The organism is Peribacillus simplex, from assembly GCF_900156045.1.
GTDB classification, from domain to species: Bacteria; Bacillota; Bacilli; order Bacillales; family DSM-1321; genus Peribacillus; species Peribacillus simplex_D.
In genome coordinates, this window is the sequence record NZ_FTMX01000010.1 from 23,563 (window position 1) to 46,673 (window position 23,111).

General features: G+C 36.3%; 20 protein-coding genes and 4 pseudogenes. 15 read left to right on the top strand and 9 right to left on the bottom strand.

The genetic code is table 11. The annotated features are described in order from the left end of the window. Positions 1 to 132 precede the first annotated feature (132 nt). A pseudogene (locus tag BW986_RS29405) lies at positions 133 to 624 on the bottom strand (NAD(P)/FAD-dependent oxidoreductase); the annotation flags it as partial. On the opposite strand from BW986_RS29405, the pseudogene BW986_RS25075 reads away from it, so the two are divergent. From BW986_RS25075 to BW986_RS25125, 11 genes and pseudogenes are all read left to right on the top strand, one after another. Beyond that, a pseudogene (locus BW986_RS25075) lies at positions 620 to 923 on the top strand (PLP-dependent aminotransferase family protein); the annotation flags it as partial. The pseudogenes BW986_RS29405 and BW986_RS25075 sit on opposite strands and share 5 nt — an antisense overlap. A gap of 115 nt (positions 924 to 1,038) precedes the next feature. Further along, complete coding sequence (locus tag BW986_RS25080; protein ID WP_142244733.1) at positions 1,039 to 2,337, top strand: MFS transporter; 1,299 nt, start codon at positions 1,039 to 1,041, stop codon at positions 2,335 to 2,337. Positions 2,338 to 3,084: 747 nt separating this feature from the next. Next, complete coding sequence (locus tag BW986_RS25085) at positions 3,085 to 3,855, top strand: SDR family NAD(P)-dependent oxidoreductase (RefSeq protein ID WP_076371920.1); 771 nt, start codon at positions 3,085 to 3,087, stop codon at positions 3,853 to 3,855. Positions 3,856 to 4,030: 175 nt separating this feature from the next. Next, on the top strand, positions 4,031 to 4,702 hold the full coding sequence (locus BW986_RS25090; protein WP_076371922.1) for an ArsR/SmtB family transcription factor: 672 nt from the start codon (positions 4,031 to 4,033) through the stop codon (positions 4,700 to 4,702). A 420-nt stretch (positions 4,703 to 5,122) separates the two neighbouring features. Continuing rightward, positions 5,123 to 5,785 (top strand): carboxymuconolactone decarboxylase family protein, encoded by a 663-nt coding sequence (locus BW986_RS25095; protein ID WP_076371924.1) that lies wholly within the window; start codon positions 5,123 to 5,125, stop codon positions 5,783 to 5,785. A gap of 303 nt (positions 5,786 to 6,088) precedes the next feature. Beyond that, positions 6,089 to 6,316 carry a hypothetical protein gene (locus BW986_RS25100; RefSeq protein ID WP_142244734.1) on the top strand — a complete coding sequence of 76 codons (228 nt, stop codon included), beginning with the start codon at positions 6,089 to 6,091 and terminating at the stop codon, positions 6,314 to 6,316. Beyond that, positions 6,313 to 7,422, top strand: coding sequence for a flavin monoamine oxidase family protein (locus BW986_RS25105; RefSeq protein ID WP_076371928.1), 1,110 nt, complete (start codon positions 6,313 to 6,315; stop codon positions 7,420 to 7,422). The genes BW986_RS25100 and BW986_RS25105 overlap by 4 nt, the downstream gene beginning before the upstream one ends. A gap of 93 nt (positions 7,423 to 7,515) precedes the next feature. Continuing rightward, positions 7,516 to 8,478 carry a zinc-binding dehydrogenase gene (locus BW986_RS25110; RefSeq protein ID WP_076372100.1) on the top strand — a complete coding sequence of 321 codons (963 nt, stop codon included), beginning with the start codon at positions 7,516 to 7,518 and terminating at the stop codon, positions 8,476 to 8,478. A 258-nt stretch (positions 8,479 to 8,736) separates the two neighbouring features. Continuing rightward, entirely contained in the window at positions 8,737 to 9,282 is a 546-nt protein-coding gene (locus tag BW986_RS25115) for a DUF1697 domain-containing protein (RefSeq protein ID WP_076371930.1), read from the top strand. A gap of 121 nt (positions 9,283 to 9,403) precedes the next feature. Then, the gene (locus BW986_RS25120) at positions 9,404 to 9,706 is read left to right on the top strand and encodes a hypothetical protein (RefSeq protein ID WP_260320976.1); all 303 of its coding nucleotides are present in this window, start codon (positions 9,404 to 9,406) and stop codon (positions 9,704 to 9,706) included. A 321-nt stretch (positions 9,707 to 10,027) separates the two neighbouring features. Then, a complete protein-coding gene (locus BW986_RS25125) occupies positions 10,028 to 10,888 on the top strand; it encodes an SDR family NAD(P)-dependent oxidoreductase (RefSeq protein ID WP_076371932.1) in 861 nt (286 codons plus the stop codon). A 175-nt stretch (positions 10,889 to 11,063) separates the two neighbouring features. Here the strand turns inward: BW986_RS25125 and BW986_RS25130 are convergent, their stop codons facing one another. The 5 genes and pseudogenes from BW986_RS25130 to BW986_RS25155 form a co-directional block, all read right to left on the bottom strand. After that, complete coding sequence (locus BW986_RS25130) at positions 11,064 to 11,618, bottom strand: TetR/AcrR family transcriptional regulator (RefSeq protein ID WP_076371933.1); 555 nt, start codon at positions 11,616 to 11,618, stop codon at positions 11,064 to 11,066. Positions 11,619 to 12,303: 685 nt separating this feature from the next. Beyond that, positions 12,304 to 13,407: a spore germination protein gene (locus BW986_RS25135; RefSeq protein ID WP_076372102.1), complete on the bottom strand. Its 1,104-nt coding sequence runs from the start codon at positions 13,405 to 13,407 to the stop codon at positions 12,304 to 12,306. Positions 13,408 to 13,434: 27 nt separating this feature from the next. Beyond that, a pseudogene (locus tag BW986_RS25140) lies at positions 13,435 to 14,086 on the bottom strand (spore germination protein); the annotation flags it as partial. A gap of 507 nt (positions 14,087 to 14,593) precedes the next feature. After that, complete coding sequence (locus tag BW986_RS25150; RefSeq protein ID WP_076371934.1) at positions 14,594 to 14,782, bottom strand: site-specific integrase; 189 nt, start codon at positions 14,780 to 14,782, stop codon at positions 14,594 to 14,596. Between the two features lie 145 nt (positions 14,783 to 14,927). Further along, positions 14,928 to 16,073 (bottom strand): tyrosine-type recombinase/integrase, encoded by a 1,146-nt coding sequence (locus BW986_RS25155; RefSeq protein WP_076371935.1) that lies wholly within the window; start codon positions 16,071 to 16,073, stop codon positions 14,928 to 14,930. Positions 16,074 to 16,432: 359 nt separating this feature from the next. Here BW986_RS25155 and BW986_RS25160 point away from each other — a divergent pair, with 359 nt between their 5' ends. Then, positions 16,433 to 17,680 (top strand): helix-turn-helix domain-containing protein, encoded by a 1,248-nt coding sequence (locus BW986_RS25160; RefSeq protein ID WP_260320977.1) that lies wholly within the window; start codon positions 16,433 to 16,435, stop codon positions 17,678 to 17,680. 402 nt (positions 17,681 to 18,082) lie between these two features. Here the strand turns inward: BW986_RS25160 and BW986_RS25170 are convergent, their stop codons facing one another. The 3 genes and pseudogenes from BW986_RS25170 to BW986_RS25180 all read right to left on the bottom strand — a co-directional run bounded on the left by BW986_RS25170 (position 18,083) and on the right by BW986_RS25180 (position 20,716). Then, positions 18,083 to 19,423 carry an MFS transporter gene (locus BW986_RS25170; RefSeq protein WP_260320978.1) on the bottom strand — a complete coding sequence of 447 codons (1,341 nt, stop codon included), beginning with the start codon at positions 19,421 to 19,423 and terminating at the stop codon, positions 18,083 to 18,085. A 79-nt stretch (positions 19,424 to 19,502) separates the two neighbouring features. Next, positions 19,503 to 19,800, bottom strand: a pseudogene (locus BW986_RS31365) (ArsR/SmtB family transcription factor). A 268-nt stretch (positions 19,801 to 20,068) separates the two neighbouring features. Next, positions 20,069 to 20,716 carry a TetR/AcrR family transcriptional regulator gene (locus tag BW986_RS25180; RefSeq protein WP_076371938.1) on the bottom strand — a complete coding sequence of 216 codons (648 nt, stop codon included), beginning with the start codon at positions 20,714 to 20,716 and terminating at the stop codon, positions 20,069 to 20,071. Between the two features lie 303 nt (positions 20,717 to 21,019). Between BW986_RS25180 and BW986_RS25185 the strand changes: the two genes are divergently transcribed. The 3 genes from BW986_RS25185 (at position 21,020) to BW986_RS25195 (ending at position 22,994) form a co-directional block, all read left to right on the top strand. After that, positions 21,020 to 21,688, top strand: a complete 669-nt coding sequence (locus BW986_RS25185; protein WP_076371940.1) for a type 1 glutamine amidotransferase domain-containing protein — start codon at positions 21,020 to 21,022, stop codon at positions 21,686 to 21,688. Positions 21,689 to 21,703: 15 nt separating this feature from the next. Continuing rightward, positions 21,704 to 22,726: an NADP-dependent oxidoreductase gene (locus BW986_RS25190; RefSeq protein WP_076371942.1), complete on the top strand. Its 1,023-nt coding sequence runs from the start codon at positions 21,704 to 21,706 to the stop codon at positions 22,724 to 22,726. Positions 22,727 to 22,799: 73 nt separating this feature from the next. Next, complete coding sequence (locus BW986_RS25195; RefSeq protein ID WP_081395794.1) at positions 22,800 to 22,994, top strand: 2-hydroxymuconate tautomerase; 195 nt, start codon at positions 22,800 to 22,802, stop codon at positions 22,992 to 22,994. Positions 22,995 to 23,111: the final 117 nt, after the last annotated feature.

Consider the following 23,111-nt stretch of genomic DNA (forward strand, 5'->3'; position numbering starts at 1 on the left):
TTGCTTTCCAATTATATAGTTTCACGCTTTTATTCTATAAAGCCTGGGTTGCCTTACTGGCAACCTTTTATGGTTAGTAATGAACTTAAAATAAATCGATTGTACTTCTTTTACTCTTTTGTTTAGGTCATTTTAAGTAAGAGACGCTACTTTGCTCTTTTCCTTTTCTCCCATAATGCTTGTACTGTGCAACGGTTGAATACGTGCATTTGGATCAATGTAGGATTTTGCATTATTTACGGCTGTTGGGGCCTCTCCAAAACCAGCTGCAATTAACTTCACTTTTCCAGGATATGTAGCAATATCACCAGCTGCATAAATGCCTTTAATATTTGTTTCCATTTTTGAATTGACTATAACTGTATTTTTCTCAAGTTCTAAACCCCACTCTTTAATCGCACCAACTGAAGAAACAAATCCATAATTTACGATTAGATGGTCAAGCTCGAGTGTTTATTCTGCTTCACCATTAAGAGCAATGGATTCGATTTTTTCACCATTTCCAATGACTTCTTTAATATTGTATGGTGTTTTTACTTTTACAGTTGAATTCATCAATTTTTGAATACTATGTTCATGAGCTCTAAATTTGTTGCGGCGATGAACAACCGTTACTTCTCGGGAACAAACCATTCGCAGAAACCAAATCGTAAATCGATATTTTGCAGACTATACATGTTTAGGTGTTGAAACAAGCATCTTTCGCTGGTTGCTATTACCAGTTAAGATTACAGGTGCTGAATTTGAAACGTTAGCTGCACAACAGGGAACAGGGAGTACAAGTGTATGCGGCTGAATGTTTTGTAGTTGGAAATAGTTGTCCAGAAAGGGCTGTAAGGGTTTCTGTCTGTGCACCAAAAACGCTCGAAGAGCTTGGGCAAGGATTGATTATCCTTAAACGTTTGCTAAACGATCTTAGATAATATTGTTTGCCATACAATTATCATATTGTATGGTTTTTTTGTGCGTGCTATGATGATTCAAATTTAGTTGGAGGTTTATAAGAAACAGAATTAGGTTTCTAGAAAGGGAGGTTAGATAATGTTACATAAAGAAAGTGTAAAAGCGTTAGACGTTCAAACAGCTTCGTTACACAGTTACATTTGTTCTTCAGAAAAACAAAAATCGTTATACAAGCGTACATTATTTGTTGTAAGTATTTCACAAATTTTTGGTGGTGCAGGGTTAGCCGCAGGAGTAACTGTGGGGGCACTACTTGCACAGCAAATGCTCGGTACAGATGCGTTTGCTGGACTTCCTTCAGCTATACTTACATTAGGGTCAGCAGGAGCATCTTTATTAGTTGGGAGACTTTCTCAACGTTATGGGCGCCGTACAGGTCTGACAGCGGGTTTTATCGTCGGTGGACTTGGAGCAATAGGAGTCATAATTGCAGCAATAATAAATAGTGTTTACCTTTTATTTCTTTCACTACTTGTTTATGGTGCAGGGACAGCGACAAATTTACAAGCTCGTTATGCAGGTACGGACTTAGCGAATAGTAAACAGCGAGCGACTGCTATTAGTATTACTATGGTTTTTACAACATTTGGTGCAGTTGCAGGTCCAAATTTAGTCAATGTGATGGGGAATTTCGCTATTTCTATTGGTGTTCCATCTCTTGCTGGTCCTTTTATTTTAGCAGCAGCAGCATATATCTTAGCAGGTGTTGTCCTTTTCATAATGCTTCGTCCAGATCCACTTGTTATAGCAAGAATGATAGAAGCGACCAACCAAGAATCTAGTGTTAAAGGACATTTGGCAACAACTGAGCAGACAGAAAACAAAAAGGGCATAATGGTTGGTGCAACGATTATGGTTCTTACTCAAATCGTAATGGTGGCTATTATGACAATGACACCAGTTCATATGAGACATCATGGACATAGCTTGGGTGCTGTAGGTCTTGTTATTGGTTTTCATATAGGTGCCATGTATCTCCCTTCACTGGTTACAGGTTTCCTTGTTGATAAGTTGGGGCGTACTGCGATGGCTATTGCTTCAGGAACTACGTTGCTACTGGCAGGTTTAATATCAGCATTTGCACCAGGAGATTCTATGGTTCTTCTAGTAATTGCTCTTTCTTTACTTGGATTAGGATGGAATTTTGGTTTGATAAGTGGGACTGCACTTATTGTTGATTCAACTAAAACTTCCACAAGGGCTAAAACACAAGGTACAGTGGATGTTTTGATTGCGTTGTCAGGAGCTGCTGGCGGAGCATTGTCTGGAATGATAGTGGCAGGTTCAAGTTATCTAACATTATCATTTATTGGAGGAATTTTATCCTTATTACTAATTCCAGTGGTGATATGGTCTCGTGGAAGTGAAAAATAAAAAACCAATTGTTTACGAAATCATTATTTCCTTGTTGAACTAATGGGTGCAAGAGTTGAAGAAGAAAAAGGGTTGCTGAGGCAACCCTTTTTCTTTACCGTTATTCAACTAAAGGGGCAGGTTTATCCAAGAAGGATTGATGTTTAATATTTAGGATAATCTAATTTTAATTAGGAAGTTGAGCAGCGTGCATTGGCCGGAGTGCTGGTATCAATGATACACCTAAACAACTTGCGCTGGATGAATGAAAGGGGTGAGAGGGCGTTCTAGAATCTAGATAAGCATTTAAGTGTCTTGTAAGTATATAAATCGAAGAGTAATGTATCATGCTTTATTTTAAATAAACCCTATATTAAGCTACCTTACTTATAGAGTCGAGGGTAGGTTTAGTATTGGATAATATCTACTATAAAAAAATTATTCTTTTTAGGTAAATAAATATAATTGACGAGTTGGAATTCTGATGTCAGAATTCAATTATTCAATTGAATAGTTTTGATGTGAATCACATAAATTTACTCAAGATGAATAGTAGTCCTGTCAAATCACGAGTTGGAAATAAATTTTTAAAATTAAATCTACCTGTTAGTAGGCAATTAATATAGTTACCTATTGTAAATGAATTAGTAATAGGTAACTAACAACAGTAAATAATATGTTTTTGGGTGGAATTGAACTTGAAAAGGACTTCCAATTCGTGATTAATAGACCACTGAACTAAATAATAAAAAATGGAGATGAATGATAATGAGATTTGAAAACAAAACTGTAATCGTAACTGGTGGAGGTACTGGGATTGGGAAAGCCACTGCAAAAAAGTTTTTTGAAGAAGGAGCAAATGTAATTATTAATGGACGTAGAGAAAATGTGTTAAAGGAAACGGTTTTAGAAATTGACCCAACTGGCAAAAAAGTTTTATATGTAGCCGGTGACATCAGTAAAAAGGAAACTTCGGAGAGTTTGGTTAAAAAAGCAGTAGAAGTGTTTGGTGGTGTAGATGTTTTAGTTAATAATACAGGGAAGTTTAATCCAACACCGTTCCTTGACCATACAGAGGATGAAGTACAATCTTATTTAGATACAATCGTTAAAGGAACATTCTATCCTTCTCAAGCAGTTATCCCAGAAATGAAAAAACGTGGAGGAGGAGCAATTGTAAATACTGGTTCAATGTGGGCAATTCAAGCAGTGGAAGCAACTCCTTCATCTGCATACTCTGCTGCAATGGCAGGAAGACATGCTTTAACAAGAAATTTAGCCGTAGAATTCGCTAGCGATCACATTCGAGTAAATGCAGTAGCACCTGCAGTTGTTGAAACACCAATTTACAATACTTTTATGTCAGAAGAACAAGTAGCAGAAGTATTACCAACCTTTAATGCGTTTCATCCTATTGGACGCAATGGTACTCCAGACGATGTAGCAAATGCAGTTTTATTCCTTGCGGATGATTCATCATCATGGATTACAGGTATTATTATGCCACTTGATGGTGGAGTTACAGCTCGATTAAGATAAAATAAAAAAGGAACGAGCATAAAAATGATGGTTCCTTTTAATACAAATCATTTCTTTAACACATAGCTTTCTCTTGCAGATGAGGTAAGAGCAAATAAAATCATTATTTGTTATTTTTACTTCAACTATAGTATCATCAACAATGTAATCAATTGAATAATAAAGGATGATTAGTATGGATGAGCTCATTTCTTCTGCAAAAGATTATAAAGATGAATTGTATAAACAACTATCAAGAATTGGAAAATGTTTATCGAGTGACAAACGCCTTGAGATATTAAATTTGCTAGCCCAGGGCCCAAAAACTGTCGAAAAGTTGACGCAGGATACAGGTATGAATGTGGCAAATGTTTCTCGTCATCTTCAAATTCTAAATGATTCAAGGTTAGTTAAGTTTACTAAAAAGGGAACATATGCTATTTATTCACTAGCTGATCCATATGTTGTGGAGTTTTTATTTTCCTTATGGCATATTGCCGAAAATCAACTTTCAGATATCACTCGAATTAAAGAGGATTTCTTAGGTGGTATGGAAGGTTTATATACACTTACGATGGATCAAGTGTACGAAAAGTTAAATAGAGAAGATGTTGTCCTCCTAGACTTGCGTCCAACAGATGAATATAACGCTGGGCATATAGAAGGCGCGGTCTCTGTTCCTATGGAAAAGTTGGATGTATATCTTCAACAATTACCGAGAGATAAAGAAGTTGTAGCTTATTGTAGAGGGCAGTTCTGTGCTTTTTCAGCTATTGCTGCGCAAAAAATGAAAAATCAAGGGTTTATGGCTTACCGTATGGCAGAAAGTTTTCATGAATGGCAGAAGTATCTGGAACTAAAACATTAATATATATTTCATTTCTATAGTTCATGAACTTCCGATGCTTTCAATTTGTATTTTATAAAACCCAAGTGCAAAGTTAATTTAACACCCTAAGTAATGATGAGTCTCGATATATTATTAAACCAAGGGTTATTTTTTCTTATAGCTAAAAAATATTGCTTTATAATGTCAGTAAGAATGGAAAAAGTGAATAAATAATGCTTTTATTGTTGTTCATATTGGGAAAGACCAATTTTATAATACATTCTTTCATCGATGTGATTCATAAAACGTGCTACCTTTCTTACTGACATGCATTTTTCACTAATAAATTTAAAAAAGTTTATTTTAAAAGCTTATTTTAAAAGCTTATTTTAAAGGCATAGGTACCACTGGTAGGTACAGGGATTTCTGAATATTCAGACAGATAGAGAGGGAATAATAATGAATAAAGATAGTCTATATAAAAAATCTAATATAAATCGTTTAGGTGAATTTAGTAAATTGTCTCCTGAGGTATTTAATGCATTTGTGACTTTTGACAAGAAGGCACTGGGGGCGGGGAAATTAAGCTCGAAATTAAAAGAGCTAATTGCAATAGCTGTAGCACATACAACAGGCTGTCCTTATTGTATAGAACTCCATGTCAAGCAGGCAAAAAACAAGGAGACATCAAAAGAGGAAATGGCTGAAGCGGTAATGGTTGCCACTGCCCTAAAGGCAGGTTCGGCTCTTGCTCATGGAGTTAACGCTCTTAATGCTTATGATAAAGTTGAAGATGATGAATTGTATAGAGCAGCTTATTTTAATCGATTAAAAGAATTTTCTCAATTAAACGGAGATACTTTTAAAGCATTTATTGCATTTGATCAACAAGCAATGAAAGCAGGAGAACTTAGTGTTAAGGAAAAAGAGCTAATTGCAATAGCCGTAGCACATACAACAGGCTGTCCTTATTGCATTGATATTCACACTAGAGGAGCAAAAAAAGCAAAAGCGACGAAGGAAGAAGTAGCTGAATCTATTATGGTAGCCACAGCACTAAAAGCAGGTTCGGCTCTTGCTCATGGAGTAAATGCATTAATTGCATTCGATGAGTCCAATTAACTTAACTTTCTAGTTTATCTTAAGAGATAAAGGGTAGCTTGCAGCTACCTTTTCTTTTTTTAACACGAAATGATATTGGCTCTCCTAAGATGATAGGAATTGACCACTGGGTATTATGAAAAAGATATCGACACGGGAAGAATAAACATATTATCCTCTTACTAATCCATACTGTAGGGGAAGTATCAGAATGGTTTAAGGCCTCGTATAATTTGTCTCTTATACAGGATTGTAAAACAGAGAAAAAGGTGGATCATGTGCCAAGCACACCTAGTCCTATGGAAGGTGGGGATTGTAATATATATGGATGTTTTCTATACAATGGGCAATAACCTTGGGGTTTCTACTGAACAATATCGTGCTAATAAAATTGGAGGGTATATAACGAAGATTGAAGTTGGTTGGAATATAGAAATCCCATTTTGTTACATGGGGAAAGCATATTTAGAAGAGGTAAATACTAAAAGGAAAGTATTTTTCAGAAGCGTATTTAGAAATCTTAAGTACAATCGAAATGAGGAAAGAATATGAACAATCCTATAGTTATCGTTGGCGCTGGTTTAAGTGGCCTACGTGCCGCGTCTCTACTTACTGAACAGGGCATCAAATGTAGGGTTCTAGAGGCTAGAGATAGGATTGGAGGTAGAGTGTTAAGCACTCAAAATCCAACCAGACCTGACTTAGGTAAATTTGATCTCGGGCCGACATGGTTCTGGCCTCAGCACGAGAGGACTATTGCTAATCTTGTCAAAGAACTGAATTTAGAAACATTTGACCAGTACACCAAAGGAGTAATGCTTTCAGAGCGATACCACAACGAACAACCAGAGCATTATGTACTGCCAGAAAATGCTGTTGAAAGATCGGTGCGATTCATAGGAGGAGTGCAATCCCTTATTGAAGCTGTTGAAAATACTCTTCCGCCAGGCATAGTCGAGTTAGAAACGCGAGTAACAGCAATTCGATTAGATAAAGCCGGTGCTATCACACTTGAAGTAAACCTTGCTAATGGAAAGAGAGAAGAAGTTTCTGCAAGTGCTGTTATCTTAGCATTACCGCCTCGAATAGTGGCGCGTCATATTGAATTCTCTCCTTCTCTCCCTACAGATCTTATGACTGATCTTGTAAACAAACCTACGTGGATGGCAGGACAGGCTAAGGTAGTTGCAATCTATGATCGTCCTTTTTGGAGGGAATTAGGGCTCTCGGGCTTTGCATCGAGCTGGGTTGGACCTTTGCAAGAAATCCATGATGCTTCTCCTAATACAGGCTCTGGTGCATTATTTGGTTTTTTCGGTATGCCCGCAAAAATGCGACGAGAACTGGGTGAGGATAAAATTTTAGAAATGGTAATTGACCAATTGGTTAGGCTCTTTGGACCCTCAGCCAAAAACGTAAGTGCTATCCTTTACAAGGATTGGGCCAGAGATTCCGAAACGGCTGTTGAGGAAGACTTGAATCCGCTTAGAGATTTTCCGAGCTATGGGCAACCGCCAAAATCAGGGGTATGGGAAAAGAAAATTATTTTTGCTGGTACAGAGACTAATTCACAATATGGGGGACATCTTGAAGGTGCACTCCTGGCAGCTAATCAGGCAGTTTTTGAAATCACTAATCTAAAAAACAGATCTTTATAAAGGTAACTTAACATTGAATTAAATAATTAACTATTTTATTTTTTATCTTATGTTCAAAAATTCCATTACTAAACTGTAGGAGCTAATATTATGATGAAAATGATGAAAGCTATACAAATTCCATCTAAAGGCGAAAAGATGAAACTGGTAGAGATTCCAATTCCCCAGGCTGGAAAAGGACAAGTACTTCTCCGTGTAGAGGCATGCGGAGTATGTAATGGAGACTCCATGGCTATTAAAGGGGCTTCTCCAGAGTATCCCCGCATTCCTGGTCATGAAGTAATTGGCGTAGTTGAAGAACTTGGCGCAGGTTCTACGAAGTGGAAGATAGGTGAACGTGCAGGCATTGGATGGCATGGAGAGAACAACCATGTAACGGGTCTGACAATGGACGGTGGTTACGCTGAATACATGGTTGCCTATGAGGATAGTTTGTCAAGCATTCCAAATGAATTATCTGTATTAGAAGCAGCACCACTTATGTGTGCTGGTGAAACAACGTTTAGTGCATTAAGAAACAGCAAAGCTCGACCTGGCGATCTTGTAGCCATTCAGGGTATTGGTGGGCTTGGGCATCTAGCAGTTCAGTATGCAAAGAAAGCAGGATTTCGAACTGTTGCCATTTCGCGTGGTAGTGAAAAAGAAAAACTGGTACGTCAACTGGGAGCACACCATTACATTGATTCTGAAAAAGAAAAACCAGCACAAGCATTACAGGCATTAGGTGGTGCCAAGGTAATCCTTGCTACTGCACCGAACGCTAAAGCTATTACTTCTCTAATCAATGGACTTGGTTCAGACAGCGAGCTAATTATCGTAGCTGGTTCAGGTGAGCAATTGGAATTGTCAGCAATGGACTTTTTAAAAGGACCAAATACGGTTAGAGGTTCATTCACTGGACAAGCAAAGGAAATCCAAGAAGCCATTAACTTCAGTGTTCTCACTGATGTACGGCCAATGATTGAAACTTTTCCTTTAGAACGTGCTAACGAAGCATACGATAAAATGATGGCTGCATCCACGCGATTCCGGGCTGTTTTAAGTATTTCTCAGTAATTTTTAGACAAAAAGTGGTCTTTAAGAAACACTTTCATTAAATTAAAAGGCAGCAACGCCTTTTTTATATTTACTACAAATTTCTCCACTACTAGATTGTGAAATATTGTACTTAAACTAACAGGTGCGTTAGCTGAAGATCGGAGCTGTCTTTAAGGCAGCTTTTTCTTATGGAACTAACGGGGCAGGTTAGTATAACAAGTATAATCACTAAGAATATAATGGATTTATATGTAAAAAGTCGAAAGGAGTATGGTTATGGTTTATATAGCCCTTCTTCGAGGGATTAATGTAGGTGGAAAAAATAAAATAGACATGAAGTTGCTTAAACAAACGTTTGAACAAGTCGGGATGAATGATGTGGTGATATACATCAATACAGGTAATATTATTTTTTCATACAAAGGCATAACAAAAACTGAACTATCACGTGTTTTGGAAGAAGCGATACATAATGATTTCGGATTACAAATTAAAGTAGTAGTTCGTAGTGTCGATGATGTCAGAGGAATTATTAATGCTATTCCTGACACATGGAAAAATGACAAGGACATGACAAGTGATGTCATGTTTTTATGGGATGAAATTGATGATGAATCTGTACTTGAGAATCTGGTCATTAAACCAAATATTGACACGGTTAAATATGTACCCGGTGCGATCCTATGGTCGGTTGACAAGAAAAATGTAACCAAAAGTGGAAAGTCAAGGATCGTTGGATCAAAGATATACAAACAAGTTACGGTAAGAAATGTCAACACTGCTCGTAAGATATATGAACTGATGCAAGCTCAAAACAGTTAATTCTCCCGATGATAATTTTACAATTGATTTTTTTTATCGTTTTGATCAAAGAAGTAAATGGATCACTTCGGTTTAAAAAACGAATTTATTATCAACCGAGAGTAGAAAAAGATAAAGTGGAATGGAAAAAATAACAGCACGGTCTCAATTAATAATCACACCTAATATTGCAGAAGAAATAGTAACCAACATATTGCTTCCTGAGAGAAAGACACCCAACAAAAATGTTATTGACCCTGTAACCTTTATAAAAGACAACACAGGTTATATGCACTTTAAAAAGTCTGATGGGACAAATGTAAATTATAAAGTACAAACGAAGGATGGTAATTGGATAGTAACAGATAAAAATAGTAAACAAGGTAAGAAAATGGATTACAAAATACCATGGTATGTATGGAAAAAAATTAAGCCCACTGATTAATTCAATTAGGCTTTTTTAATAATATAAAATGTGTGTATGGTCTATTTGTATTGATTGGGTTATTTCCTTCAAACATTTACATCTTCTCCATTCTGTATAAGTTATTGCCTTAACGTTGACAGTTGTCAAAGTTGTATATACTATAATAACTGCATATACACTTGAACGCTTATATGCAGTGCTTAGTAGTGTAACTTAAGAAAAGTTAGTCGTAAAAAATTAAATATAAAGGAATAGAGTTATATTGAGTAAAAAGGAGGAAATTGACATGCAAAAAAACCAAACATTTTTTCAAACCAACAAGGAAGTGAGAGTAAGAACATGCCCCGGAATGCAGTGGTGACAGGTGGAAACAGCGGTGTCGGTTTGGCTGTCGCTGAAGCTCTCGGCAAGAAGGGCTACAAGGTTTGGATTGCGGGTCGGAACGCCGAAAAGGGTGCGGCCGTAGTGGAACGGCTTTGCGCTCATTGCCCTGCAGGTATCACATTTTTGCAGATGGACGTAATGCTGTTCAGCGGCATCGAGCAGTTTGTCCGTGTCCTCAGACCGCAGCTGGACGGACGGCTGGATGCGTTGGTTCACTCGATGGGCGTAGTCAACACTGAAAGGAAGGTGAGCGCCGATGGCCTGGAAGAAGGCTGGGCGACGCAGTTCCTGGGCCGCTATCTCATCACCGAGGCATTTACACCGGAACTCTCAAATTCCGAGGATGGCCGCGTGGTCTTCGTTAGCGCGAATGCACCGAAGAAACCGCAGTTATTCGAGGACGATCCCTCTCTCGAAAAAAACTACAGCAACATGCGCGCGATTGCGCAGAATCAGTCAGCGGCTGTGCTCTATGAACAGATGTACGCAGCTGAACATCCAAGTGGACCAGCCATTAATGGTGTTGTCGCCGGTGTGGTTCGCGATACAGGCATCACTCGCGCGCAGTCCGGTTTTGCCAAGGCGGTGGGTCGTTTGATGTATAGCCTCATCGGAATCACGCCTGCGCAGTCTGCGACGAATATCTTGGCACTCGCCAGCGATCCAGCACTCAAGGATATCTCTGGTTACTTCTTTTCAAAGCCGCAGGACCTCGAGAAGCGTCAGAAGTTAGCATATGACAAGACGCATGTGGAGTCTTTACGCCGCTTACTCGAAAGGTACGAAGGTGTTAGAAACACCTTGTTGTCGGTCTGATTCCAACCATAAAACCCTAGATACCGCAAATAGCTAGGGTTTTATTCGGTTACCCCTACATGTAAAAAGAATTTACTTCCATAACTGCCACCACTTTTTCTCTTGTGTAGCAACCATCGCTTTTTGTCTCCTGCATATCACGAATTAATGACATAACTGCTGCGCCTTGTTATTTTTAAGTTAGGTCTAGATTATAGTAATTTCCGGAAAAAATTTCTAGTAGTAACTTTGATAATTCTTCTGAGGAAATTCGTTGGGGTTCTTGAAGCCAACAAAATAGTACTCGTGTTAAAGCGCCTGTAAAAAAAGCAATCCCATAAGTGCATGCATGAGTTTCCGTGTCGGGTGTGGACTTGGCAGCACATGCAGATATAGAAGTAGATAGCTCATCAGTTATGATATTTTCAAGGTGATGGTCTAGCATAAGTTGTAGTAAAACTGCATTTTCCACTGAAAATACAGAAAAGCTATCAGTAATATCCTTCATTTTGAGGTTTTTTTTAGTAGCCAGTTCTTGAAACATGGCTTTACAACCTTGTTTCAGGCAGAATCGAAGAATATCATCTTTTCCTTTGAAACAATTATAAAAGGTCTGACGAGATAAGTCGGCTTTATCACAGATGTCCCTAATTGAAATTTTTTTATAGGGTTTCTCTTTCATTAGGGAAAGAAGTGCGTCTATCAACCAGTTTTGTGATTGTATAGCAATAGGGTTATTTCCTTCATACATATACATCTTCTCCATTCTGCACAGCTCTAACATTGACAGTTGTCAAAGTAGGTATATTATAATAAAAGCTTTTACAGTTGTAAAGGTGTTTGTTTTCGTCAGCGCAGATGTATTCAAGTGAGATATGTGATAAGTGTAGCTTTGGATTTTCCATAATTCTCACAATAAGTTATTCAAGAAAATGGCTCGATTGCTAAATAAGAAAAAATCCTGCACATCAACATAGGATTTTGATAAAACTTTTTTTCATATTATCAATCTTTATTTTAAACGATAAGACTTTTTTTATAAATTATCAAACTTTGTTTTAAAGCCACACGAATACAAGAAGAAAGCCAAAAACAATGCCAAACGTTTGAATTAAATATATATTTTCGAAAGGGGTGTTTCTTTCAGAGAAGGGAACGCTTCTTTTTTTGAGTTATTTCAGTAAATCAAAGTGATAATAAGTTTGTGAAAGAATGTACTTAAACTAACGGGTGCGTTAGCTGAAGATCGGAGCTGTCTTTAAGGTGCCCATTTGAATTTTCAAACAATTTATGTGCAGCAAATTTAGATGAAGAGTAACACATAAAAGAAAAGATTATTACGTTAAAATGCGAATCTTCAGTACTCTAACAACTGAAATAACATAAGGGACAAGAGCAAAAGAACGGACAGGGAAACGATGAGGGACCCTATATTGTTATGTGTTTGTTTCATATTTTCCTCCCTTTACTCTTGAGATAATGAGAAGGAGTAGTGGGAGTATGCCAAATAAAAAAAACGCGACATTACCAATCATATCTCCAAGTTTAAATAGGTCATTGGTATTTTTCGGAATCATGGCAATAAGGTAAATAATCGGAAGCAAGCCATACATAAATGGATGAATGCTCTTTTTGAAAAGTTGGGACAGACCTAAAGAAGCTGCATAGTAGCCAACGGTAAAGCAAGTAAACATTTTCATAATCCATATCACAAGTAACAAAGATTCAAACCGTTCAAAAATCAAACCAGAGACTTCATAACTGCGTATAAGATCAAGCGTCGGCCATGTTCTCGTGACCACTCCATCGACGGATAACGCGCCGATGACCATCACGACGGTTATCACGTAAAAAATCAAGGGAATAAAAACTCCAACCAGGACGACTTTTACAGCTTTATTTGGTTGTTTCATAAAAGGTAAAAGAAGCAACATGATTTCAGGACCTGTAAATGCGAGAGCCGTTGCTTTTACCCCTTTTAGTACTGGAATGGTTCCCAACCCTAATACCGGGCGTAAATTATCGATCTCAAATATTTTGAAGCTCATAAAGGCAACTAGTAAAAAAAGAATAACCGCAATTGGTAAGATAATTTCAAACAGACGGGCAATCGGATTTATGCCACCCCGGATTAGATAGAGACTTATCCACATAAATGGCATCATGATGGCCCAGGATGGGGTACCTTCTAACAAAAAGTAACTTGTTACTTCTGTTAAGGAACGGGCATGAAACCCACCAATTGTTAAAAAGTAACATATGATAAGTAGACTAAGTAATTTGCCCACCCATTTTCCTACAATATCTTGGATGTATTGATAAAAGGTTTTTTCAGGAAACTGTTGGCTTAATTTGACCATGATCACCCCAGCTATCATCGCAATCAGGCCACCTAAAATAACGGCTATCCAGATATCTGGTGTTTTCACCTTCTCCGCAGATGCTCTGGGCAAGGTGAGAATTCCTGTTCCAAGTATAAAATTGATAAGTATTACCGTAGCTTGTGAAGTCGTAATTCGGTCTTTTGGAGGAATTATCATCGCTGGTTCACTTCCTTTCATAAGGAGCTATCCTTTACGTGTGGGATCTTTCGTATGCATCATCTTCGGAAGATGTTTCATCATAAGGGGCATGCGAAACATAAAGTCTTTCCAATCACTTAAACGATAAGGAACCGCTGGATTCACATAAGGTACGCCAAAGCTCTTTAAATTCACCAAATGACTGGTAATGAAAAGAAAGAATAGAATGACCCCGTATAATCCTAATATGGCAGCGCAAAGCATGGCGGCGAAACGAAGAATACGTATCGCAATCCCTGCATTATATTGTGGAATGGCAAATGATGAAATAGCAGTTAAAGCTACTACAGTCACCAAAATAGGGCTAACAATCCCTGCTTGTACAAGCAAGCTTCACCAATGATTAATCCACCGACAATGCCCATTGCTGGACCAATTGGCTTAGTCAACCGTAGCCCAGCTTCCCTCAAAACCTCGATGGATATTTCCATAAATAATGCTTCGATAAGTGCTGGAAACGGAACACCAGACTTCGTTCCTATAATGGAAATGGCTAACTAAGTGGGAATCAATCCTGGATGAAACGAGATAAAAGCAATATATAAAGCTGGGTAAAAAGAGCCATAAAGGCTGCTATATAACGAAGTAAACGGATGAATGTGCCAGGAATCCACCTTTCATAATAGTCTTCCGGTGATTAAAACCTTTTATACAGTCAGACCGGTAATAATGATGGTTAAAAAAGAAGACAAAACCAACGTTATGCGCATCCTTGACAGGAGAAGATTGCGTATAACTACTATTCATACGACAGTGTAAACATTAGCAAATTCTCGCGCAGGACCTTACGGTGTTTAAGACACTCTACTGTCGGAAGAATCTCTGTAAAGGTTTTGTTTATTTTAAAATAAACCTCGATAGAATATATATTTTATATAGAATCCCAAAATAGCTAAATACTCACTATTCTAATTTAGTAAGAGTAGAAACGCACACTGGTATTGACATTTACTATAATTTTTATTTTACAAATGCATATTCAATTGTCTTAGATTGACTCTCAGTCAAAAATTTAATTTATTTTCCAAACCCATTTCCCAGTTATTTTATTACAGAGCTTCCTAAAAACACTGATTTATTTCAATAACAAACAGACTTTGACGAGTTTTTCTATTATATAAGGCAAAAGAAAGAGTCTTTTACCTTATATATTCTTCAAGATGTTACTAGCGTTATTTTTATATCGTGTCCCAGCCTGAACATACCAATCTACCATCTCCCTCATTTTTTGTTCCGTCTGTTTCATGATAGCAATATCGGTCATTCCCATCATTGCTGTACTCGTAGATAGCCCATTCCGTAGGCTATGGACAGCGGATTTATTTTCGTTCATTCTTAATGCGCCAATATATTCAATGAGCGCAATCGATTAAATCTTGACCATTTTTCATATCTTCAAACTTTAAACCATTGTATTAATGGATTTTTTAACCCAAAAATTCAGCAAAAACGTCTCTAATTATGACGAGTTTCTTCTATTATATATACTCCCCAAACACATCTGATTTCCACAAATGAATCGCATGGCGTTCTTTTTCAAAAACCTTCTCCAAATAAATTTCTGTAGTGGAGAGCTGCTCATGGCCCAGACTCTTCATTATCTGATAGACATCCACTCCATTTAAGTGAGAAATGATGGCAAAAGCATGCCTGAAGGTATGAGGACCAATGGAAGAAGAACGAAACTTCAAAAAAGGCAATCCACTCTCCTTAATGGCTTTTGTAATGTATTGAGACAAATAAGAGGGAGAGTAGGCACGGCCGGTATTGGTGGTAAAGAGCGGATCGTTCCCTTCTGCTGTATTTATATCGTCGATTCCCCTGGCTGAACGGAACATGCGAATACTATTCATTCCTTTTTCTTTCAATGGGATTTGCCTTCTTTTATTTCCTTTACCTAAGACCTCTAAAAAATACGTGCTGGTAATGGAATCGTATTGAAGATCCTTGACTCGGAGTCGTGAAAACTCTTCATTACGCATGCCTGTCATCGTCAGGATATGAATGATCGAAAAAACGATGGGGTGGTTGATTTCCCTGAAGTAATCAAGTAGCTGAATGACTTCCTTCGGTCCCAAATCACGGTTCGGCCGATCATCCTTTCGGATATTGACCTTAAAGAACCCTTCATGAATGGGCTCCGTGATATAGCCTGATTCGAACAGGAATGTCAAAAAAGTCTTAATGATGGTTGTCTTTCTGGATAAGGTGGCAACGGAATACGCTCCTTTTGCTAAGACATAGGGACTTTTTTCTGATAACCATTCTTGGTATCTTCGAATGTGCCGGCTAGATAAAGATTTAAAGAGTGAACCCTCCACAACTTGTCCCAAGTCGACATTGATTTCCACTGAATAGGTGAGCAATTGTTCAATAAATTGAAGAAGTTCACGCTCATAGGCTTGAACGGTGCGGGTGGACTTTTCATGTTGTTGGTTTAAATGCTCTCGCCGATGAAGAAACCACTGCAGCATATCTACATCGCTAAAATCGGAAAAAGGTTTCTGTCCATTCTTTTCTGTCGCATCTAATCGTTCTTGTAACGTGTGGATAGAAATGTCTGAAAGACTTTTTTTCCATGCACTGCTCTGAATCTCTTTCGATTTATCTATCAGTTCATGCATACCTGTATCCCTCACTTTTATCATTCACTTATTAATAAGGTAATGTTTATATCTATTTACTCTCTATGTATTGAATCCTACTTACATTATAACAAATAACAAGAGGTAATTAATTATGGAGAACCTAAATAAATCCTCCATTTATTTAGGTCAGGTATAATTAGTGTAAAATTAGATTTTAAAATTATAATAATATTATAGGATTCAAATATTGAATCTATAATGATTATATAAGAGGAATTTAGAATTATACTTATTTAAGTCAATACTATATATTATAATAGATATATGAATGAATAGTTAATCCTGATATATATATACATATAGCAATAAAATAAAAAAGGGTGAATAGACAAATTATGAATAAACTAAACCATGTTAAAAACATTCAGACTGCTTATGAAATGGGGGAAACGGTTTATGTTCTCCAAACATGTACGGAAGAAGAAGATCCAGAGAGTTTTTACTACTTTAAACAATTTGAAAAAAAAGAAGGCATGATTTTGGAAGTGATCGAACACCCACGTCTCCAATATCGTGTGAAATTCGGCCAGGCGGAAGCGGTCTTGTATCATGAGGAATTGACGAATGGGAACCAACGGGATGTTCCAATTACAGGAACGAATAATCAAGAAGGATGGGAGGGGGATAAAGTGGAATGGTATACACAAAAAGAAGTAGCGGATTTATTGGGCGTATCCAAGGCAACGGTCTACCATTACGGAAAACAGAAGAAAATCATGAAGATTCTGGACCCACATCGATTACATAAAGAGGCCCGTTATGAAAAAGCGGAAGTGGATCGATTAGTATCTGAAAAACAATCTTTGCCTACTGGCATGAGTCCCAATGAGGTTGCAAAGAAATTGGGAGTATCTGTACAGAGTGTTTATAAGTATATACAAGATGGATCCATAAAAGCTGAGGCCGTCCCATATGGGGATGAAAGAATCACTTATGTAATATCGGAAACAGCCTATCAGGAAGCGGAAAAATCACTCAAACCATCTGAAACACAGCGACCAAAAAAATATGAATATTACAATTCAAATAATGACATTGTTTTGTATCAAAGATTTCATTCGAATAAAATACCAGAGGCACGTGTGGTTAGTAATGAAGAAAATGTATTTGGTTTCTACCTACCCAATATTCAAAAGTGGTTGACGTATGAAGAAGGAATGAAAACTTATACTTTAAAGCCATCATACTCGATCCACCAACCTACTTTGGATTATAAGGGCTATGTTGAGCTTCAGGTACCCAAAAACGAAGTTGTATTTTATCCCTTCATTGATTATTTATATGAAATTTGGGGAGTAGAAAACATTCGACTTAGAGAACAAAGTGAAACAGTTTTACTCTACGTCAGGGTAGGGGAAAAGCCGTTAAAATCTGAGGTGTTTGGTATTGCTGATATCTTACCGTATTTAACCAATGGAGAAATGCATCATGAAGATGATACTTTGATATTGCGTAGTTCCAATAGAAAAACTAGTTTTGAGTTACCTATCGAATTGTTAGAAACAATTTCAGATTTAGCTGAAAAAGAAGAAATTAGTATCAGTAAATGGCTTGAGCAAAAATTATCGTCGATAATAAAATAGCTATATAAGATTTTGGGTTCCGATGCAAAAACTTTAATAATGGCAATTAATCTCTAAATCTTGGGCATACCGTTCTATGCTAGGATTAAAAATGTTTCTAACAGCCAAACAAATAATCTGTGGAGTAGAGGTGATGCATATGCTGAAAAAAGGACAAGTTCAATGAGGGTGAAGTCTGTCCAAAGCAGATTGAATTCATACTTAAATTATTTGGAGTAGCCTCATAATTCATAGATGAAATGGGTATTGAGATTTTATGTTTCAAAAAGGCCATATTTGCAACCCTTTGGATGGTAGCTACAAGTTTAAAGGACCATCTTAGATGATGGTCCTTTAAACTTTAATAATCAAGTTCATGATTTAGACTAAAATTATATTTACAAATAAATTTTGGCTATAGTTTCATTCCGCATTTATTACTTTTGATTGAACTGCAAAGAGCTTAAACAATAATAAGAAATGTATCACCAGTGATAGTGAGATTAATAAAAAATTCATACTGTAGCTGTTTGTTAATTCCATTATCTTACTTGCTATGGCTGGACCAAAAGCCATACCTACAAAGTTTAACAAGTTATATAACCCAAGACCAACCCCAATTTTGGATGCATTTAATGTTTTGGGAATAAGAGTGTTCAATGATACTTGAATAGCAGAATAGCTCATAAATGTTAAGATTTCTGCAATTAGAATAACAAATACGTTAGCATTTGAAAATAAGCCAAGAACTAAGAAACCAAAAATCATAATAATAGTGGATACATTAATCATTTTTATATTACCAAATGTTGGAATAATTTTTCCTGTCAGGATACTGGACACAATACCAAATAATGATGCAATAAACAACAGTATACCGATAAAGAATGGTGATATTCCATTTCTTTCAACTAACAACAATGGGATAAGCAACAGATTTGCACACAATGCAACGTTCATGATGAAACCAATCGTTATTAAACGAAGAAAAGGTTTATTATTAAATAATTCGATATCAATGAATGGATATTTAGCTTTTGTCATTCTAACCTTAAATAAAAACAATAGGACTAATGATAAAACAAACATCAAACTGTTAATGTTTATACCTAATAAAATTGTAGCAATCAATGCAAATAATATGATAGCTCCAGTAAAGTCAAAATGAAACGGTTCAGACGAATGACTCTCCTCATATTTAGGCATGAATTTCATGAGTAATCCAATGCCAACAACTGATATGACCATGATTAAGAATAAATAAGGCCAACCAAGAGTATTTGTAATCGCACCTCCAACTAATGGACCAATACCAACAGCTAATGCGATTGATGAACTAATCATGGCTAATGCTCCCGGACGTTTTTCTGGCTCAAACATTTTTGCCACTGACACCATTCCAAGGGCAATAAAGGCAGCTCCACCACTTGCTTGTAAAAGTCGAGCAAAAATGACAATTCCATATGATTGATTGCTAAAACCAAGTACTGAGCCCAATATAAACAAAACAATGGATATAATTAATAGTTTTTTAACACTAAATCGATCGGCTAATTTCCCATAAACCATTGAACCTATTCCAACAACAAGGGAATAACCAACTACAATCCAACTTGCTTTTGAAGGACTAATCGATAGATCTTTAGAAATATCTGCCAATGCTACATTAAATAGGACAGCATTCATAGGACCTAACAAAACAATAAAACACAATGTAAAAAGCAACCACTTTGAATTATTATTACTTATTATTTTATTCTTCAATTTATAACACCTCATCATTTTTCGTTTGATAGTTTTAAAACTTTAAAACTGATGATGAAAACGAAAGGCTTTTCGGCTTCTATAGAGTTGCCAAAAAACCGGGTAAAAATTCTTGAAATGTATCCTCCCTTATTTTTATATATTTAAATTGCCCATCTCGCCCTACATCTATTAGGTCCGCTTCAACCATAATTTTAATGTGGTATGAAACGTTTGACTTATTCATTCCAATTGATTCACCGATTTCTCCACATGAATTTTTGATCTTTATTTTTATCATGATACAGATAACGGATGATTTCAATTCGCTTTACTTCTGATAAGGCTTTGAATATCTTGCTACGTCTTTCATCTGAGGTAACTTGTTTGATAATCATAGAACTATCTTATTTTTATTTTTTCAATTTGTCAATCAAGAATAAATTGGGGAAGTTTATAGTAGTTGTTTTTGCTAATGATCTTTGTTTTTAGAAAAAAAAAACAATAGCGATATATATCGTAGTATCGATACGCTTAAATATCAATTAAATCTAAAGGCTGAAATACGTTATTATTTATTTGAAATTTCAATTTGGGTGTGACGATAACACTATCTGTAGGATCAATTAAAAAAAAGAGGCAATTTTACCTCTTCTTTTGCTATGGTCATGATATGGTTTGTATGATTTGAACAATCTGTTTTTCAATTACAGAATCATCTACAGTATCAATAAATTCTGGTTTAAACAACTGAAGCTTTTTCAATTGATAAAAATCGATGAGTGCCTGTTTTAAGGTAAGATCGAATTGAATGCAAAAAGATTGCTTCATAATACTTCTCAGAACTGCATCATCTTGTACCATAAAAAGTGCAGTGTTTACCCGATTAAAAATTCCCATATCCATACCTGAATCAAAAAATGTTTGTAAGTTTTTATAGCGTTTTTGTCGTGCAACTGAAAGGTTGTCATACAAGTCTGGATAAGATTCTTTGAGATCATATAAAAACACATCAGATATATAAATAACACATTTAACTGACTGTTCATAGATTTTTTGGAAACGTTCGACATAAGATATCGACTCGTCCTGAATACTAGAATCTGCTTCATTTAAATAGTTAATAGTATGTTCTACTGCTACCTGGATAATTTCATCTCTAGATGAGAAATACTTATAGAGAGTTGCCTTACTTATATCCATATGCTTAGATATTTCATCTATAGTAAGTTGACTGAATCTTGTCTTACTAATAATGGGTTTTAATTTAGTAATGTATTTTTCTACGTTATCAACCCGTGCTTCTTTTTTCATCAAAAGGAGCCTCCTTTTCAACCATAAAAATAGTATAACAAATGAGATAAAGAATATAAACAAGCTATACCAAGTGAACTATTTTAGTGTTTTTAGTTTACTTTATTTATTTTGTGTTATATACTTTCTCTCAAGAAAGGGTGTGAAGAAGAATGATTGTATACTGCGTTAATATGTTAAAAAGCAAATGATTAATCAAAATGCTTTCAATCTACCGTGCAAAAATGTTAAAAAATGAAGCATGCTTTTGTTTGTGGGTATTACTAATCTTTGAAATAAACTCATAACTAGGAGGAGTATTAAATGGCAAAATTATTAGCAGTATTATCAAGCGGATATAAAGATGAGGTAAACAACTATGAAACAGGCTGGTGGGCTGAAGAATTATTTGCACCTTTGCAAATTTTAGAGAAAGCGGGTCATCAAATTGATTTAGCTTCGCCTCTCGGTGGCAAACCAGTACTGGATAAAAATAGCATCATTAAAGAGTATGATCCAAATGGTACCTATAAAGTACTTTATGAAACAGGAAGAGCAGATCAAACGATGAAACTTTCTGATGTAAATCCAAATGAATATGACGGAGTTTTTATTGTTGGTGGACATGGAGCAATGTATGATCTTGCTAAAAATGAAGACCTGCATACTATATTAAATACAGTTTATGATAATGGTAATATCGTTTCAGCAGTATGTCATGGACCTGCACCCTTCATTTATACAAAACGACCCAATGGTCAAAGTATTATTGCTGGTTTGGAAGTTACTGGTTACCCAAATGCGGGTGAACCTGAAGGTCTGGAAAACATTTTGCCCTATAGTTTAGAAGATGAAATGAGTAAGATTGCGAAGTATAGTTCAGAAGTGGAAGTAGTATGGGGCAATGATCAGGTTTTAACAGGTCGAGATCCGTTTGCATCTGAACGCTTTGGTGAAGAATTGGCAAAAGCACTAGAAAAAAGAAACAAGTAAGGAAGGCTGAGGGAGATGAGTATACAAAATCAACAAATCCTTTTAGCTAAACGGCCAGAAGGTGTACCTAGTGAGGATACATTTGAATTTCGTAACATTTCTGTTGATACTCCCGCTGAGGACCAAGTTCTTGTAAAAACAATCTATTTATCAGTAGATCCCTACATGAGATGGCGTATGAATGCAGGTAAGTCCTATGTTGAACCGTATAAAGTAAACGAGCCCATTTCTGGAGCTGCTATAGGAGAAGTTGTAAAATCCAATTCGAAAAAATTTAAAGTTGGGGATTTAGTCCAAGGTGGGCTAAATTGGCAGTTATACAATGTCGTTGATGACTTATCTCTTCGAAAGATAGCCCAACTTGATGTCCCAATATCCGCTTATTTAAGCGTCCTAGGCATGACTGGATTAACCGCCTATTTTGGACTACTTGATATAGGGCAACCGAAGGAAGGGGAAACTGTAGTCGTCTCAGGTGCAGCAGGTGCTGTAGGTTCAATTGTTGGGCAGATTGCAAAAATAAAAGGTGCCAGAGTAGTTGGCATTGCTGGAACGGATGAAAAAGTTGACTACTTAGAAAATGAACTAGGCTTTGACAAAGCTATTAATTATAAAACAACCGGAGATATTTTAAGTGCTCTTGAACAAGCGTGCCCAAATGGTGTCGATGTCTATTTCGATAACGTCGGTGGTATCATTTCTGATGCAGTAATGAGTTTGTTAAACGATTTTGCTCGAGTGCCTTTATGCGGCATAATTTCATCCTATAATAAAAATCCAAATGAAGATGTTGGACCTCGTATACAGCCTTTGCTGTTAAAGACTCATTCTTTAATTAAAGGCTTTCTCGTTGGTGATTACAGGGAGCGTTTTGAAGAAGGTTATAGAGACCTTACAAAGTGGTTATCTCAGGGTAAACTTAAATCCGAAGAAACAATTATTGAAGGCTTTGAAAATGTTCCGAAGGCATTTCTTGATTTATTTGAAGGTAAGAATCTCGGGAAGCAGCTTGTAAAGGTTAGTGAGTCATCTAAATAATACTTCTCCGCCATCATCTTTGATGGCGGTGCTTGATAACATAGACATTATAAAAAAAGGAAGGTTGGAAATTATGCCATTTATAAGTGTAAAGGTATTAGAAGGTAAGACGAAAGAACAAAAGAGAAAATTTGTCAAGAGAATGACTAAAGTTGTTATGGAAACTTTTGAAGTTGACGAGGACCGTGTATTTATTTTTATTGAAGATATAAAAAAGGATAATTACGGGAAAAAGGGTAAATTATTATCTGATTTTGATCTGAATTAAAATAATATTTTGGGTTCCACCTATTACCGTGAGTAATTTTAGGTTTATCAAATTAACCACTAGCCTATATAGCTAGTGGTTTTAAAGTAATTAATGATTTTTAAAAATATTATTATG